Annotated in this window: 14 protein-coding genes and 1 tRNA gene; 11 read left to right on the top strand and 4 right to left on the bottom strand. The window is 44.6% G+C overall.

All coding sequences use genetic code 11. The annotated features are described in order from the left end of the window. The first annotated feature begins 38 nt into the window (after window positions 1-38). A complete protein-coding gene (locus HFM85_RS03025) occupies window positions 39-1,145 on the top strand; it encodes a lactonase family protein (RefSeq protein ID WP_173737103.1) in 1,107 nt (368 codons plus the stop codon). A gap of 80 nt (window positions 1,146-1,225) precedes the next feature. Here HFM85_RS03025 and aroC read toward each other — a convergent pair whose 3' ends face one another. Next, window positions 1,226-2,320: a chorismate synthase gene (gene aroC / locus HFM85_RS03030; RefSeq protein WP_173737102.1), complete on the bottom strand. Its 1,095-nt coding sequence runs from the start codon at window positions 2,318-2,320 to the stop codon at window positions 1,226-1,228. 216 nt (window positions 2,321-2,536) lie between these two features. Between aroC and HFM85_RS03035 the strand changes: the two genes are divergently transcribed. The 4 genes from HFM85_RS03035 to HFM85_RS03050 are packed head-to-tail and all read left to right on the top strand — an operon-like array spanning window position 2,537 to window position 7,210. After that, on the top strand, window positions 2,537-3,478 hold the full coding sequence (locus HFM85_RS03035; protein WP_173737101.1) for a CorA family divalent cation transporter: 942 nt from the start codon (window positions 2,537-2,539) through the stop codon (window positions 3,476-3,478). A 31-nt stretch (window positions 3,479-3,509) separates the two neighbouring features. After that, window positions 3,510-4,400 (top strand): hypothetical protein, encoded by an 891-nt coding sequence (locus HFM85_RS03040; protein ID WP_173737100.1) that lies wholly within the window; start codon window positions 3,510-3,512, stop codon window positions 4,398-4,400. A 27-nt stretch (window positions 4,401-4,427) separates the two neighbouring features. Next, window positions 4,428-5,864 (top strand): pyruvate kinase, encoded by a 1,437-nt coding sequence (gene pyk, locus HFM85_RS03045; RefSeq protein WP_173737099.1) that lies wholly within the window; start codon window positions 4,428-4,430, stop codon window positions 5,862-5,864. A 56-nt stretch (window positions 5,865-5,920) separates the two neighbouring features. After that, a complete protein-coding gene (locus HFM85_RS03050; protein ID WP_119239851.1) occupies window positions 5,921-7,210 on the top strand; it encodes a diaminopimelate decarboxylase in 1,290 nt (429 codons plus the stop codon). Window positions 7,211-7,304: 94 nt separating this feature from the next. On the opposite strand, the gene HFM85_RS03055 is transcribed toward HFM85_RS03050, so the two are convergent. Both HFM85_RS03055 and HFM85_RS03060 read right to left on the bottom strand, forming a co-directional pair. Next, window positions 7,305-8,681, bottom strand: a complete 1,377-nt coding sequence (locus HFM85_RS03055; RefSeq protein ID WP_173737098.1) for an MATE family efflux transporter — start codon at window positions 8,679-8,681, stop codon at window positions 7,305-7,307. 86 nt (window positions 8,682-8,767) lie between these two features. Further along, window positions 8,768-8,849 (bottom strand) — tRNA-Leu (locus tag HFM85_RS03060). Between the two features lie 221 nt (window positions 8,850-9,070). Here HFM85_RS03060 and ftsH point away from each other — a divergent pair. Next, entirely contained in the window at window positions 9,071-10,945 is a 1,875-nt protein-coding gene (gene ftsH / locus HFM85_RS03065; RefSeq protein ID WP_173737097.1) for an ATP-dependent zinc metalloprotease FtsH, read from the top strand. A 122-nt stretch (window positions 10,946-11,067) separates the two neighbouring features. Here ftsH and HFM85_RS03070 read toward each other — a convergent pair whose 3' ends face one another. Continuing rightward, the gene (locus tag HFM85_RS03070) at window positions 11,068-11,937 is read right to left on the bottom strand and encodes a DegV family protein (protein WP_173737096.1); all 870 of its coding nucleotides are present in this window, start codon (window positions 11,935-11,937) and stop codon (window positions 11,068-11,070) included. Between the two features lie 200 nt (window positions 11,938-12,137). Here HFM85_RS03070 and HFM85_RS03075 point away from each other — a divergent pair, with 200 nt between their 5' ends. Genes HFM85_RS03075 through HFM85_RS03095 form a run of 5 tightly spaced genes read left to right on the top strand, consistent with a single transcriptional unit; the run spans window position 12,138 to window position 16,797 of the window. After that, on the top strand, window positions 12,138-12,491 hold the full coding sequence (locus HFM85_RS03075; protein ID WP_173737095.1) for an anti-sigma factor family protein: 354 nt from the start codon (window positions 12,138-12,140) through the stop codon (window positions 12,489-12,491). After that, the gene (polA, locus tag HFM85_RS03080; protein WP_173737094.1) at window positions 12,488-15,127 is read left to right on the top strand and encodes a DNA polymerase I; all 2,640 of its coding nucleotides are present in this window, start codon (window positions 12,488-12,490) and stop codon (window positions 15,125-15,127) included. The genes HFM85_RS03075 and polA overlap by 4 nt, the downstream gene beginning before the upstream one ends. Then, window positions 15,128-15,727: a dephospho-CoA kinase gene (gene coaE, locus HFM85_RS03085; protein WP_173737093.1), complete on the top strand. Its 600-nt coding sequence runs from the start codon at window positions 15,128-15,130 to the stop codon at window positions 15,725-15,727. Then, window positions 15,714-16,511, top strand: coding sequence for an MBL fold metallo-hydrolase (locus HFM85_RS03090; protein WP_173737092.1), 798 nt, complete (start codon window positions 15,714-15,716; stop codon window positions 16,509-16,511). The genes coaE and HFM85_RS03090 overlap by 14 nt, the downstream gene beginning before the upstream one ends. A 13-nt stretch (window positions 16,512-16,524) precedes the next feature. Further along, on the top strand, window positions 16,525-16,797 hold the full coding sequence (locus tag HFM85_RS03095) for an ACT domain-containing protein (RefSeq protein WP_119239857.1): 273 nt from the start codon (window positions 16,525-16,527) through the stop codon (window positions 16,795-16,797). The last annotated feature ends 58 nt before the right edge of the window (window positions 16,798-16,855 follow it).

Genomic DNA, 16,855 nt, shown 5'->3' on the forward strand with positions numbered 1-16,855 from the left:
AAATACGCAGCGAATGTGAAAGCAGGAGGCCAGAGCTTATGGGAAAAAAGAAGTACGTGGCTTACGTGGGAACTTATACCCATGGAACCAGTAAAGGAATTCAAGTATACGACGTAGATGTAGAGAACGGAACACTTACAGAGCGCAGTGAGGTAGAAGTCAGCAATGCTTCTCACCTGGCAGTTTCCAAGAACGGCAAATATCTGTACTCCATCGAGGATGAGGGTGTAGCCGTATTCCGCAGAGATAAGAACGGTGATCTTTCCCGTATCAACAGTGTTGATATCAACGGAATGAGAGGATGCTATCTTGCAACAGACGTAGATGGAAGATATCTTTATGTGGCTGGTTATCATGATGGTAAGGTAACGGTTGTACATACACATAAAGACGGACGTCTTGGAAGCGTTATGGACGGTGTTTTCCACAAAGGACTTGGAAGCGTGGCAGAGCGTAACTTCCGTCCGCATGTAAACTGTGTCCGCCCCACACCGGATAACAAATATCTCTGTGCAGTAGATAACGGTATCGATCAGGTGAAGATATACCGTATCAACAAGAAGAAAGATAAACTGGAGCTTGTTGATATCCTTCGCTGCCCGAGAGAGAGCGGCCCGCGTATCATCCGTTTCAGTGATGACGGAAGATTTGCATATCTTCTTTTTGAGCTGAGCAATGAGGTTAAGGTATACAGCTATGACGGAAGCGGCAAGAACCCGGAATTCGAGCTTCTTCAGAGCATCACTACCCTTGGAAAAGAGGACGCAAATGATGCAATCCATAATGCCGCATCCGGTATATCCATGTCTGCAGACGGTAAATATCTTTTCTGTACAACAGCAGGCGAGAATACTGTCACAATGTATGCAGTAGACCAGGAAACAGGCCTTCTGACAAAGAAATTTTCACTTCCGATCAGTGGCGATTATCCGAAAGACCTGATGATCTTCCCGGACAACAAGCACATTGCAGTTGCTAATCATGGAAGTAACAGCATAACAGTATTTACTGTTGATTATGAGAAAAATATTATCATGATGAATGAGAAGCCAAGAAAGATCGAGACACCGAACTGTATCCATATCTGGCCTGTGCCGGATGAATGGGAGGATCCGGCAGATCCATTAACTTCTGCTGAAAAGTAAAACAGAATATAATATAACAGAATAAAACAGACTCAGGGACGAGTGGTAAGACAGCCGGTTCTGAGTCTGTTTTTCTGTTTTTATCTGTGATAAAATTCATGGATACGGTCCATGCGTGCGCTCATGTTGTTAAAGAGTGCGTCTGTGATCGTAAGTGCTGCCATAGCCTCCACAACAACTACTGCACGAGGGACGATCACCGGGTCGTGGCGTCCTTTGATCTCAAGCTCCAGATTTTCGCCCTCACTGGTGACAGTGGACTGAGGCTGGCTGATAGATGGGGTAGGCTTGATGTGGGCACGAAGGATAATATCACTTCCGTCACTCATACCACCCATGATACCTCCCGCATGGTTGGAAGTCTTGGTAATGATGCCGTCTTTCAAGGAAAAACCATCGTTGTCAGCGGAACCGGTCAGTTTTGTTACCTGAATTCCGTCACCGATCTCAACAGCTTTTACAGCACCGATGGACATGATCGCATGGGCAAGAGTTGCATCCAGCTTGTCAAAAACAGTATCGCCAAGCCCGGCAGGAACATTTCTGATCCGGCATTCTATGATGCCGCCTGCACTGTCCTGATTTTTGAGGCATTCTTCAAGATAGGCAGAAGCTTTCTCTGCTGCGTCTGCATCCGGCATGCAAAGTGCATTATTTTTGATCTCATCTTCTGAAAAAGACCGAATCTCCACAGGCCCGATCGATTTTGTATAAGTGGTAAAAGTAATGCCAAGTTCATTAAGCAGCTTGATTGCAATCGCACCGGCCGCCACCCGTCCGGCAGTTTCTCTTCCTGAAGAACGTCCGCCGCCCCGGTAATCACGGAACCCGTATTTCTGGTCAAAAGTATAATCTGCATGTCCCGGCCGGTAGGAATATGCGATATTTCCATAGTCTCTGGAACGCTGGTCTGTGTTGCGGATGAGAAGAGAGATCGGAGTTCCGGTAGTTTTTCCCTCGAAGACACCGGAGAGGATTTCTACCAGATCACCTTCCTTACGTGCTGTTGTATAGCGGCTCTGACCTGGCTTTCTGCGGTCAAGGAACACCTGGATATCTTCCTCGCAGAGAGAAAGACCTGCCGGGCAGCCGTCAAGAACTGCACCGATAGCCTTGCCATGAGATTCGCCCCAGGTGGTAACTACGAATTTTTTTCCGAATGATGACTGACTCATTTGTATAACTTCCTTTCGTTGGAATTCTGGAATCATTATATAGGAAGCCGGAAAAAATGTAAAGAAGAGGAGAATGCTTACGTAAAGATTCTGTGAAATTATAAAAAAGCTTTTTTAAAATGAAAATGTATGAATTGACAAAGCTATTTTGACTATTTATAATAAAAAAGAATTTTGCCCTGGCAAAAGCAAAGCAAAAGAAGGGAAGTGGAAATCGTGGTAAGGATTTATAAGACAATAGACGGGGCCATCCACCAGATACAGGAACCGGAGGAAGGCTGCTGGATTGCACTGACGAATCCGACGGCAACAGAAATTTTTGAATTTTCCGAGAAGTTTGATATAGAGGTTGACGATCTGCGATCCCCTTTGGATGAGGAAGAACGGTCACGTATCGAAGTTGAGGATAATTATACACTGATCCTGGTAGATGTTCCTATGATCGAGGAACGTAATGATAAGGACTGGTATGGAACCATTCCTCTTGGTATCATTGTTACCGGTTCCATGATCATTACCATCTGTCTGGAGGACACGCCGGTTCTGACTAGATTTATGGAGGGAAGGGTCCGGAGCTTTTTTACCTATATGAAGACACGCTTTATCTTCCAGATTCTTTACAGAAATGCAAGTATGTACCTGCGTTATCTGCGTATCATCGATAAGAAAAGTGAGCAGGTGGAGGAGAAACTGCATCTTTCCACAAGGAATGAGGAGCTGATCGAGCTTCTAGAACTGCAGAAATCCCTGACATATTTTATCACATCTCTGCGGTCTAACGAAGTTGTGCTGGAGAAGCTTCTGAAGATAGACAGCATCAAGAAATATCCGGAGGACACAGATCTTCTGGAGGATGTTATCACTGAGAACAAGCAGGCGATCGAAATGGCCAATGTGTACAGTGGAATCCTGAACGGAACCATGGATGCTTTTGCATCGATCATTTCCAATAATATGAATATCGTCATGAAAGTACTGGCGATCATTACCATTGTTATGAGTATTCCGACTATCGTGTTTAGTGCCTACGGAATGAACGTGGCAGGTTCCGGTATGCCGTTGTCTCACAGTCCCTGGGGCTTTTTGCTCATCATAATTTTTTCTGTAGCAATCAGTGCTGTTGCGGCTATTATTCTTTCCAAGAAGCGCTTTTTCTGATTTTTCAAGAGTTTTCTGAAAGGAGATTTTAATGAAATTTATCAACAAACTGGAACGTAAGTTTGGAAGATTTGGTATTCCCAATCTGACAGTTTATATTATCGGATGCTATGTGCTGGGGTATTTTCTGGCTATGCTTGCTCCTGGAGTTCTGGATATGCTGAGTCTTGATATGTCCATGGTAATGAGAGGACAGATCTGGAGACTTGTGACATGGGTGATTTATCCGCCTTCCAGTGTAGGAGGAACCGGTAATCTTGTGATGTTCCTTCTGGCAATCTTTTTCTTTTATTATCCGATCGGTACTTCACTGGAGCGTACGTGGGGAACATTCCGGTATACTTTGTATATTTTTTCAGGACTTTTGTTCACTGTGATCGCAGCAGTTCTTCTGCATGCGTTTACAGGTGGTTATGTGACAATGAATGGAATTACGTATTCTCTTGGCGGCAGTATTTTTACCACCTATTATATCAGTCTTTCCATTTTTCTGGCTTATGCAGTCACATATCCGGATCTGGAGCTTTTGCTTATGTTTGTCATCCCTATCAAGATGAAATGGATGGCATTTATATACGGACTTTTTATTGCATGGGATATTGTATCCTATCTTAGAGCAGGACTTTGGGTAGGCGTTGTGCCAATCGTGGCATCGCTTTTAAATTTTGTGATCTTTTATTTCAGCACAAGAGATATGAACCGCTACAATCCGAAAGAGATCCGCAGGAAGCAGCAGTTTAAGAAGGCTATGGCTCCGTCCAGAACGGGTTATGGACCGGATGGAATCGCAAAGCATAAATGTGCGATCTGTGGCCGTACTGAGAAGGATGATCCGAATCTGGAGTTCCGCTTCTGCTCAAAGTGCAAAGGAAATTATGAATATTGCCAGGATCATTTATTTACGCACAAACACGTACAGTAAAACGTAAAAAAGGGAGGATATTCAATTATGAAAAGAACGAAGATCATCTGTACACTTGGACCTGCCAGCAACAACAGGGAGACTCTGAAAGCTCTTATGGAGAATGGAATGGATATTGCCAGATTCAACTTTTCCCATGGAGATCATGAGGAGCAGAAGGGCCGTGTGGACATGATCAAAGAGCTTCGTGAGGAGCTTGATATACCTATAGCCATGCTTCTTGATACAAAAGGACCTGAGATCCGTACCAGACTTTTAAAGGACGGACAGAAGGTAAAACTGGAAGCAGGAAAACAGTTTGTACTTGGAATTGGTGATTTTGAAGGTGACGACAAGAAAGTTGCCATCACATATGAGACACTTTACAAAGATGTAAAACCAGGAAATAGAATTCTTATTGATGATGGTCTGATCGAGCTGGAAGTTAAAAAAATCAAGGGAACAGATATCATCTGCAGCATCTTAAACGGTGGAGAGCTGGGAGAGAAGAAGGGTGTAAATGTTCCTTATGTAAAGGTTAATCTTCCGGGAATCACAGAGCAGGATAAAAAGGATATCCTTTTTGGTATCGAACAGAAATTTGATTTTATCGCAGCATCTTTCGTCCGTTCCGCTGAGGTGATCCGTGAGATTCGTAAGCTTCTGAATGATAACGGTGGACAGGATATCGGCATTATCGCAAAGATCGAGAATGCAGAAGGTGTAGAGAACATTGATTCTATCATCGAGTCTTCTGACGGAATCATGGTTGCCCGTGGAGATCTTGGAGTTGAGATTCCGGCAAGCCAGGTACCGCATATCCAGAAAGAGATTATCCGTAAATGCAATGATCATTATACACCGGTTATCACAGCAACACAGATGCTGGATTCCATGATCCGTAATCCTCGTCCGACACGTGCTGAGGTAGCTGATGTTGCCAATGCGATCTATGACGGAACAGATGCGATCATGCTTTCCGGAGAGACAGCAGCCGGTAAATATCCTATTGATGCGCTCCACATGATGGCAGAGATCGCAGAGATGACAGAGCCGCATCTGGATTACAAAGTGTTTATTGAGCATCGTTCCATGGATGGAAGAGAGAAGATTTCCAGTGCAGTAGCACTTGCGGCAGTACGTACTGCAAAGAACCTGAAGGCTAATGCCATTGTAACACCGACTATGAGTGGAAATACAGCAAGACTGATTTCCAATTTCCGTCCGAAGGTTCCAATCTATGCGATCACACCGAACTCAACCATCCAGCATAAGCTTCAGTTGATCTGGGGCGTAACACCTCTGAAGGGATATCAGAGAGATACCACGGACCATATCATGTCTCAGGCCATGAATGTTGTCCGCAGCCGTCATCTGATCCATAAAGGTGACCTTGTTGTATTTACAGCGGGCGACCCTGCAACCAATATGACAAATGGTCATGGCGCAGTTACTAACATGATGCACGTGATCGAGGCAGAATAATGTTACTGTTCTGCAATTGCAGACAGTGAGCAAACGAAACAGGAGATGCAGTTATTATGAAAAAAGTACCATTTGTGACACTTGAGAAACTGAACGAGATTACTGAGAAATATCCGACACCTTTTCATCTTTATGACGAGAAGGGAATCCGCGAGAATGCAAAAGCTCTCAAAGAAGCTTTTGCCTGGAACAAAGGATTCAAGGAATTTTTTGCAGTAAAGGCAACACCGAACCCGTATCTTATCAATATTCTTCAGGAGTATGGCTGTGGCTGTGACTGCTCCTCTGCAACAGAGCTTATGATGGCCAAAGCTGTAGGCTGTAAAAAAGGAGACATCATGTTCTCATCCAACGATACACCGGAGAAAGAGTTCAAATATGCAGATGAGATCGGCGGAATCATCAACCTTGATGATATTACACATATTGAGAGTGTAGAGCGAGCTCTTGGAAAGATCCCGGAAGTGATCAGCTGCCGTTATAACCCGGGTGGAGTATTTAAGATCAGCAATGGTATCATGGATAATCCGGGAGATGCCAAGTATGGTATGACTACAGAGCAGATTTTTGATGCTTTCCGTATCCTGAAATCAAAGGGAGCGAAAGAGTTCGGTATCCACGCATTCCTTGCAAGCAATACGGTAACTAACGATTACTATCCGATGCTTGCAAAAGTAATGTTCGAACTTGCTGTAAAGCTTCAGAAAGAAACAGGTGCACATATTAAGTTCATCAACCTTTCCGGTGGAATCGGAATTCCTTATAAACCGGATCAGGAGCCGAATGATATCCGTGTGATCGGTGAAGGTGTCCGCAAGGTTTATGAAGAGGTACTTGTTCCGGAAGGAATGGGTGATGTGGCGATCTATACAGAGCTTGGCCGTTTCATGATGGGACCGTATGGCTGCCTTGTTACAGAAGCAATCCATGAGAAACACACACATAAAGAATACATAGGTGTAGACGCCTGCGCAGTAAATCTGATGCGTCCGGCTATGTACGGAGCTTATCATCATATTACAGTTATGGGCAAGGAGAACGAGCCATGTGACCATAAATATGATGTAACAGGATCTCTCTGCGAGAACAATGATAAATTTGCCATTGACCGTATGCTTCCGAAGATTGATATGGGAGATCTTCTTGTGATCCATGATACAGGTGCTCATGGTTTTGCAATGGGATATAACTACAATGGTAAACTGAAGTCTGCTGAAATTCTTCTTCATGAGGATGGAAGCTTCGAGATGATCCGCCGTGCTGAGACACCGAGAGATTATTTCGCAACATTTGACTGCTTCCCTGTTTTTGAAAAACTTCTCCAGGACGAGGATGAGCTGAAATAATATATAGTTATACGATATGAAAATATGAAAAAGACCGTCTGTGCATATGGTTAATTATGCGTGGACGGTCTTTTTTTGCTACATGAAAAAATATTTATGAGTTCTGGCTGCCTGACATTTCTGCCAGTGCTTTTCGGAACTCGAAGAAGAACAGGATTGCAGTAAATGTAACTGCCAGGATATCTGCTACCGGTTCTGCCATATAAACCGCATTTGTCTGATTGCCGCGGAAAATATGAGGCAGAATATAGATCAGTGGGATGACCAGCACAAATTTCCGGACAATGGCCACGATAATGGAATCCTTGGCTCTGCCGAGAGAGATGAAGGTCATCTGGCATGCAATCTGGACTCCGAATATAAATACTACAGCCATGTAGATACGGAGAGATGTTTTTGTAAAGGCAAGTAGTGTGCTGTCCGAAGTGAACATTCCGGCGAAAATTTGTGGGAAGATCATGATGATCATCCAAAGGATCACAGAATAGGTGACGCTTGTTTTCAGAAGGAGTTTAAAAGTGGAACGTACACGGTTCTCGTTGCGTGCACCGTAATTATAGCTGATGATCGGCTGTGCACCTTGTCCAAGTCCCTGAAGAGGAAGCATAGCGAACTGCATAACGCTGGTAAGGATGGTCATGGCTCCTACAGCAACATCTCCTCCGTATTTCAGGAGAGAAGAGTTATAGCAGACAGAGATGATGCTCTCACTGAGCTGCATAACGAAAAGGGAAGAGCCAAGAGCCATACAGGGCAGAAGAATATCTGCTTTCAGCTTCATGGTTTTTCTTCGAAGACGGAGAAATGTCTTTTTTCCAAAGAGAAAAGATAGCACCCAGATACAGGAAAGTGCCTGGGAGATCACGGTTGCAAAAGCAGCACCACGTACACCCATATGGAAGCCGAAGATGAATACGGGATCCAGGATGATGTTAGCGACTGCACCAATGAGAACAGAGAGCATTCCTGTTTTTGCGAAGCCCTGAGCAGTGATGAAGTTGTTCATGCCAAGTGTAAGCTGTACAAAAACAGTTCCGATCGCGTAAATGTTCATGTAACCAACAGCGAAATCAATAGTGTTGGTACTTGCACCGAAGGCCATGAGAAAGCTGCGGTTTCCCATAAGCAGGATCACGGTCAGTATTACGGAGATGATGATCTGCATGGTGAAACAGTTTCCCAGGGTACGTTCAGCTTTATCGGTATCATTTTTTCCCATAAATATGCTGGCTCTGGGAGCACCACCGTTTCCGACAAGAGCAGCGAAGGCAGACACTACCATGATCAGCGGCATGCAGACACCGACACCAGTGAGTGCCAATGCGCCATCACCGGGAATGTGTCCTATGTAGATGCGGTCAACAATGTTATAAAGCATGTTGATCAGCTGTGCAGCTACGGTAGGAAGTGCAAGGCGCAGAAGCAGGTGGCCAATGGGCTCAGTACCTAAAAAACTTTTGTCTTTTTCCATTCATTTCAGTCCTTTCGTGAAATTGCTACAGTTAACTTTTATATAACAAAAACCTGACAGATCACTCCGTCAGGTTTTCCTGATAATGCCGCTGGCCGGACTCGAACCGGCACGGATTGCTCCGCTTGATTTTGAGTCAAGTGCGTCTGCCAATTCCGCCACAGCGGCATAACCATTTATTATAATATCATAGGAACAATGGGAATGCAAGGAATTTTTTTGAAATTGCGATAATATATGCAAAAAATTCAAATTCTAAAAAGTTTATGAAATCGAAGTGTTTTCCTTGAAATAGACTGAAAAAAGTGGTACAGTGTCTTACAAAGCTGTATCACATGATATAGCACTGTGGATATAGCAATATACTATAAGATAACGGAGGAGACTACATGAATCTGAATTCCAAAAAACCAGAGAAGCGGCCTTTGTATGTATATTACATCATTGCGGTCGTGATCATTATTCTGCTCAATGTTTTTGCTCTTCCTGCCATTTCAGAGAGAAGTGTGAAGGAAACGGATTACACTACCTTTCTGAAAGCTGTAGACAGAGGAAAAGTATATGAAGCAACCATTAATTCCGATTACATTTACTATACTATGAAGGTAGATGGAAATGATGTTTACTGTAAGACGGTATCCGTAGATGATAAGGATCTTGTTTCACATCTTTATGATGCTGGTGTAAGCATTGAGGGAACAGCACCGCAGAGACAATCACTGCTTTTGTCACTGATCGCAGGTTATATTCTCCCGATTGCTGTTTTTATTCTTCTTGGACGTTGGCTCAGCAAGAAGATGATGAGTTCCATGGGTAACGGTGGTCCGGGAGGCATGATGTCTTTTGGAAAGAGCAATGCCAAAGTCTATGTGAAGTCCTCCACAGGAATTAAATTTTCCGATGTGGCAGGAGAAGACGAGGCTAAGGAGCTTCTTTCAGAGATAGTAGATTTCCTGCACAATCCACAGAAATACAGAGAGATCGGTGCATCCATGCCAAAAGGAGCACTTCTTGTAGGCCCTCCGGGAACTGGTAAAACACTTCTTGCCAAGGCTGTTGCCGGTGAGGCGGAGGTTCCGTTTTTCTCCATCTCAGGTTCTGAGTTTGTGGAGATGTTTGTTGGTATGGGTGCTGCCAAGGTCCGTGACCTCTTTAAACAGGCTAATGAGAAAGCTCCCTGCATTGTGTTTATCGATGAGATCGACACGATTGGTAAGAAACGTGACGGCGCGGGAATGGGCGGTGGAAATGATGAGCGTGAGCAGACACTGAACCAGCTGCTTACAGAGATGGATGGTTTTGACGGTTCCAAGGGTGTTGTGATCCTGGCTGCTACTAACAGACCGGATTCCCTTGATCCTGCACTTCTCCGTCCGGGACGTTTTGACAGAAGAATCCCGGTTGAACTTCCGGATCTTCAGGGTCGTGAGGAGATCCTGAAGGTTCATGCCAAGAAGATCAAGATAGCAGACAGTGTCCGTTTTGATGAGATCGCCAAGGCAGCAGTTGGTGCTTCTGGTGCCGAGCTTGCCAATATTGTCAATGAGGCCGCACTTCGTGCAGTTCGTGACGGACGTAAATTTGCCACACAGGCAGATTTTGAAGAAAGTATTGAGGTTGTTATCGCAGGATATCAGAAGAAGAACCGTGTACTTTCCAATAAGGAGAAACTGATCGTATCTTATCATGAGGTTGGTCATGCCCTGGTTGCTGCCAAGCAGACGGATTCTGCGCCTGTCCATAAGATCACTATTATTCCTCGTACTTCCGGTGCACTTGGATATACCATGCAGGTGGATGAGCAGGAGCACTTCCTGATGACCAAGGAAGAACTGGAGAATAAGATCGCTACGTTTACCGGCGGACGTGCTGCAGAGGAGCTGATCTTCCATTCTATTACAACAGGAGCATCCAATGATATTGAGCAGGCAACCAAGCTTGCAAGAGCGATGATCAGCCGTTATGGTATGAGTGATGAGTTTGATATGGTTGCTATGGAGAATGTAAGCAATCAGTATCTGGGCGGTGATGCAAGCCTGACCTGTTCTTTTGAGACACAGACACTTCTGGATAAAAAGGTTGTGGATGTTGTTCGGAAGCAGCATGAGAAGGCTACGAAGATCCTTACGGATAATATTGGTAAACTTCATGAGATCGCCAAGTATCTTTATGAGCATGAGACGATCACAGGAGAGGAGTTTATGAAGATCCTTGAGGATAAATCGGTGGAGATCGAAGCTCTGCAGGAAAATATGGAAGCATAATCATCAGTTACAGAAAAAAATACAGCAATAAAAAAAGTTCGGAGCCGGATGGCAGAAAAGAAGTGCCATCCGTATACCGGACTTTTTTTATTATAATACATAGCTGTCTGCAAATTTATAATTTACCAGATTTCAGGATGTACCTTAGAGCAGGTGAGCGCCAGGGAACCAGGTCCGATGTGGCAGGAGACGCTTAAGGAAAGAGGGAAGATATTAATTTCACCGATATTCGGAAAATTAGCGAGAGTTTCTTTTCTGAATTCCTCGGCAGCGGCAAGGTTGTGAGAGTGGATGACATCCAGATTGATCTTTTCACCGAAACGGTTGGAAATATCGTCTCTGATAGCTTTGGTCATGGTGCTTTTTGCCTGGATCATGGTGCGGGCTTTGGAAAAGGCATCCAGCTTTTCACCCTGGATCTGGAGTATTGGCTTCAGACGGAGCATGGTTCCGATTGCAGCGGCAGCAGGGGTGATACGACCGCCCTGCTTGAGAAATTTCAGTGTTGCTACTGTGATGTAGATACTGGAATCAAAGCGGGTTTCTTCCAGCCAGTCACCGATCTCGGATGCTGAGAGGCCGTTTTTGGCCTGCTGGATGGCTTCAATGGCAGAATAGCGTAATGTTCCGGAAATTCGCTGGTTATTTACAACGCGTACGCGGCCATCGTAATCTTCGGAAAGCATCCTTGCTGTCTGCATAGAGCTGGAAAGTCCGCTGGACATGGGGATATGTACGATCTCATCGTAATCTTTAAGGAGTTTATCCCAGAGATCTGTAACAGATTCCGGAGTCGGCTGTGAGGTAGAAACGCGGCATCCCGGATTCTGCTCCAGATGCTGGAAAAACTCTGCCTGATTCATATCAATATCTTCCAGATATTCTTTATCATCTATAAAAAATGGCATGGGGAGCATATGTACTCCAAGTTCACGGGCCTGGGCTGGTGACATACCGCAGTTGCTGTCTGTAACAATGGCAATGGATTTCATAGTTGTAATCCTCCTTGTTGGAATATTTTGTGATCCGTACAGATAACCCAGTGAGGATTCTGCACAGCTGTTTTCAGTATACCACAGGAAACCACCCTTGTCATTCACAGTTTAATTCGCTATAATGATAAACAATGTTACTGGTTACTGTTTATTTACAGCAGCCGAACAATTACGAAGCAGTAAAGAGAGGGAATCATATGGATTGTCGTATTGCAGAAGAAATGGTCAGTAAATATATCAATCATACGCTGCCTTTAAATGATCTGGAGGATTTTCTGGAGCATATTGAGAACTGTTCCTCCTGCTACGATGAACTTGCCACATATTTCATTGTGCATAAAGCCATGCAGCAGCTGGATGAGCAGAAGGAAGATTCGGTTCTGGATTTCAGGAAACTTCTGGAGGAGGATATCCGGAAATCCAGGAAATATATTCGCAGGAAGAAATTTCACAGAGCTGTAGCAGCCGTTGCGGTCTGTGCTCTGATCGCTGTGCTTGTGGTCTTTCTCATTTTCGTGATCCTGGAAATTAAGGAGGGAATTAGATTTTGAGTGAAAAAATATTACTGATCGACGGACACAGCATTTTGAACCGTGCGTTCTACGGGCTGCCGGATCTTACCAATGCCGAGGGACGTCATACAGGAGCCGTATATGGATTTCTGAACATTATGTTCAGGATTATGGAGGAGGAAAATCCGGAATATCTGACAGTTGCTTTTGATCTGAGTGCACCTACGTTCCGCCACAAGAGATATGAAGCTTACAAGGGGACTCGTAAGCCTATGCCGGAAGAACTCAGGGAACAGGTTCCCCTGATCAGAGAAATGCTTACTGCGATGGGAATCAATATCATGTCGCTGGAAGGATATGAGGCAGATGATCTTCTTGGTACGGTTGCCAGAAGGAGTGAAGCGAAGGGGATGGATGTTACCATTCTTTCCGGAGACAGAGATCTTCTCCAGCTTGCCACAGATAAGATCCTGATCCGTTTGCCGAAGACAGTCCGGGGTAAGACAACCATTGAAAACTACCACACAGCGGAAGTTTTTGAAAAATATCAGGTAACACCGCCGCAGATTATCGAGCTGAAAGCATTGATGGGCGACAGTTCTGATAATATTCCGGGAATTCCAGGAGTAGGTGAGAAGACAGCCACCAAAATGATCGTTCAGTTTGGATGCATTGAGAATGCACATGAGCATCTGGAAGAAGTGAAGCCAAACAAGGCAAGAGAGTCTCTTCGGGAGCATTATGATATGGCACAGCTTTCCAAAGAGCTTGCTACTATTAATACAGACAGTCCTCTTGAATTTTCCTATGAGAAGGCAAAAGTTGAAAATCCGTACACACCGGAAGCTTATGAATTGTGCAAGAGACTGGAATTCAAAAATATGCTGAACCGTTTTGACACATCTATAGCAGCAGATTCTTCCATGGATCTGGAGTTTTTTACCTGCAATGATCTCTCAGGGGTGGAGACTCTGTTTGAAAAAGCTGCGAATAAGAAGCAGGTGGGAATATCCATCCTTGCAGATCCGGAGCAGGTATATACGGTAGGACTTGTCCTTGATGAAAAAGATATTTATCAGATTTCGGTGGGAGGACTTCTTACAGGAGAATATCTGTGCGGAAAAATTGCAACTCTTGGGGAACATACAGTAATCTGCGCCATGGATATCAAGGCAGTACTGAAGCATGCGGCACTTGCTGACCCGGCGAAGGTTTTTGACGCAGGTGTTGCCGCATATCTTCTAAATCCTCTGAAATCTTCCTACACTCACGATGATATTGCCAGAGAATATCTGGATGGCATGATGCTTCCTGCAAAAGAGGACCTTCTGGGAAAAACATCACAAAAGAAGGCCTGGGAGGATGAGATGGAGGGCCTAGGCAATTATGCCTGCTATCAGGCTTTTGTGCCTTATATGGCATGTAAAGTCCTTCTTGAGAAGCTGGATGAAACAGGAATGAGAAAGGTTTATGATGAAATTGAGCTTCCGTTGGTATTTACGCTGAATTCCATGGAGAAATGGGGAATTTCCGTCAAAGGAGAGGAACTTAAAAGTTACGGAGAGAAACTGAGTGTGCGTATTCAGCAGCTGGAGAAAACAATCTGGCAGGAGGCAGGGGAGGATTTTAATATCAATTCCCCAAAGCAGCTTGGAGTGATCCTTTTTGAAAAAATGGGACTTCCAGGTGGAAAGAAGACCAAGACAGGCTATTCTACTGCGGCAGATATCCTGGATAAACTGGCACCGGATTATGCCATTGTGAAGGATATTTTGGAATACCGTCAGCTTACCAAACTGAAATCCACCTATGCGGATGGGCTTGGAAATGTGATTGGAAAAGACGGACGAATCCACTCCACTTTTAATCAGACGATTACAGCTACCGGTCGTATCAGCAGCACAGAGCCGAATCTTCAGAATATTCCGGTACGTATGGAACTTGGAAGACTGATCCGCAAGGTTTTTGTGCCGGAGGATGGATATGTGTTTCTGGATGCCGATTATTCTCAGATCGAGCTTCGTGTGCTGGCCCACATGTCCGGGGATGAGAAACTGATCCAGGCATACAGAGAGGCAGAGGATATCCACCGCCTTACAGCATCCCAGGTGTTCCATGTGCCCCTCGATGAGGTTACACCGCTGCAGAGACGAAATGCCAAGGCTGTAAACTTCGGAATCGTGTATGGAATCAGCTCTTTCGGACTGAGCCAGGATTTGAGTATAACCAGAAAAGAGGCAGCAGCCTATATCGAAAAATATTTCGAGACATATCCGAAGATCAAGGGATTTCTGGATGGCCTTGTAAAAGATGGCAGGGAACACGGTTATGTAACGACTATGTTTGGCAGAAGAAGACCGGTGCCGGAACTGAAATCAAGCAATTTCATGCAGCGTTCTTTTGGTGAGCGTGTAGCTATGAATTCCCCGATCCAGGGAACTGCGGCAGACATCATCAAGATTGCCATGAACCATGTTTATGAACGAATGAAACGAGAAGGCTTAGAGTCAAGGCTGGTGCTTCAGGTACACGATGAGCTTCTGATCGAGACCAGGAAGGAAGAAATCGAAATTGTTTCCCGCATTCTGGAAGAAGAGATGAAGGGAGCTGCCCATCTGGCAGTGGAACTTGACGTGGATATGCACCAGGGTGACAGCTGGTATGAGGCGAAATAAATGAGAGTGATCGGAGTAACCGGCGGAGTAGGTGCCGGAAAGAGTACAGTGCTTGGGATATTGGAAAAAGATTTTGATGCTTATGTGATCCAGGCAGATCTTTTAGGCCATGTTCTGATGGAACCAGGCGAAGAATGTTATGATGCAGTGATCGCATTGTTTGGAAAAGAAATCATAAAAAAAGATAAAACTATTGACCGCAGACGGATTTCTGATGTAGTATTCACAGATAAGGATATGCTTTTGAAATTAAACGGGATCATTCATCCGGCTGTGAAGCAGAGAATCCTGCACCTCATCGACAAACAGAGAGAGGCAGGAAGAGGAATCTGTGTTGTGGAAGCAGCTCTTTTTCTGGAAGAAAGATATCAGGAGTTCTGTGATGAAGTCTGGTATGTATACACAGAGGAGGAGATCCGGATACAGCGGCTGATGGAAAGCCGAGGCTATTCCAGGGATAAATCTCTTGGCATTATCCGAAACCAGGTATCCGATCAGGTGTTCAGGGAGAATACAGACTATGTGATCGAAAATAACGGAGATCTGGAGGATACCCGGAGACAGATCAGAGAAGGGATAGAGAGAAATGAGACTTTGTAGTATTGCCAGCGGAAGCAGCGGCAACTGTATCTATGTGGGTTCGGAGGAAGCACATGTACTGGTGGATGTGGGAATCAGCGGAAAGAGCATTGAGAAAGGTCTGAATTCGCTGGAGCTTACCGGGAAGGATGTGGACGGAATCCTGATCACTCACGAACATTCCGACCATATCAAGGGACTAGGGGTGATCTCCAGAAAATACGGAATCCCCATCTACACCACAGGTGGAACAGCAGATGCCATGCTTCGGATGAAATCCCTGGGAAAAATGCCGGAAGGGCTGATCCATGAGATCCGGGAAGACGAACCTTTTGAGATCAAGGATCTGACAGTGAATCCTTTTACCATTCCTCATGATGCTGCCCAGCCGGTAGGTTATCGTCTGGAGTGTGGGGAGCATTCAGTTGGAATTGCCACAGACCTTGGGAAATACAATGATTATATTGTTAAGAATCTGGAGAATCTGGATGCGGTGCTTCTGGAAGCAAATCACGACATCCGTATGCTCCAGGTTGGTAAATACCCATATTATCTGAAACAGAGAATCCTGGGAGACAGAGGTCATCTCTCCAATGAGAATGCAGGAAGGCTTCTCTGCCGGATCCTCCATGATAATCTGAAAGCTGTTTTTCTCGGCCATTTAAGTCGTGAGAACAATTATGAAGAACTTGCCTACGAGACAGTCTGCTCGGAGGTGACACTTGGTGACAACCCGTACAGATCCAGGGATTTCAGAATCCAGGTAGCAAAGCGGGATCACATATCAGAAATAATCACAGTGTAGAAAGGAAAAAACGATGAAGAAGACAATTATCACAGTAGTAGGAAATGACACAGTAGGAATTATCGCAAAGGTTTGTACATATCTTGCAGAAAATCAGGTAAATATTCTGGATATTTCTCAGACCATCGTTCAGGGGTATTTCAACATGATGATGATCGCAGATACAGCGAAATGTGAGAAAGATGGCGGCACACTTGCCGGCGAGCTTGAGAATCTGGGCAAAGAGATCGGCGTAGTGATTCACTGCCAGCATGAAGATATTTTTAACATGATGCACAGAGTGTAATAAAATAACAGTGTAGTGTATCAGTTATTTTATTAAATGAATTATATCTATTTTACAT

Source organism: Blautia schinkii (assembly GCF_013304825.1).
In the GTDB taxonomy this organism is placed as follows: domain Bacteria; phylum Bacillota; class Clostridia; order Lachnospirales; family Lachnospiraceae; genus Blautia_A; species Blautia_A schinkii_B.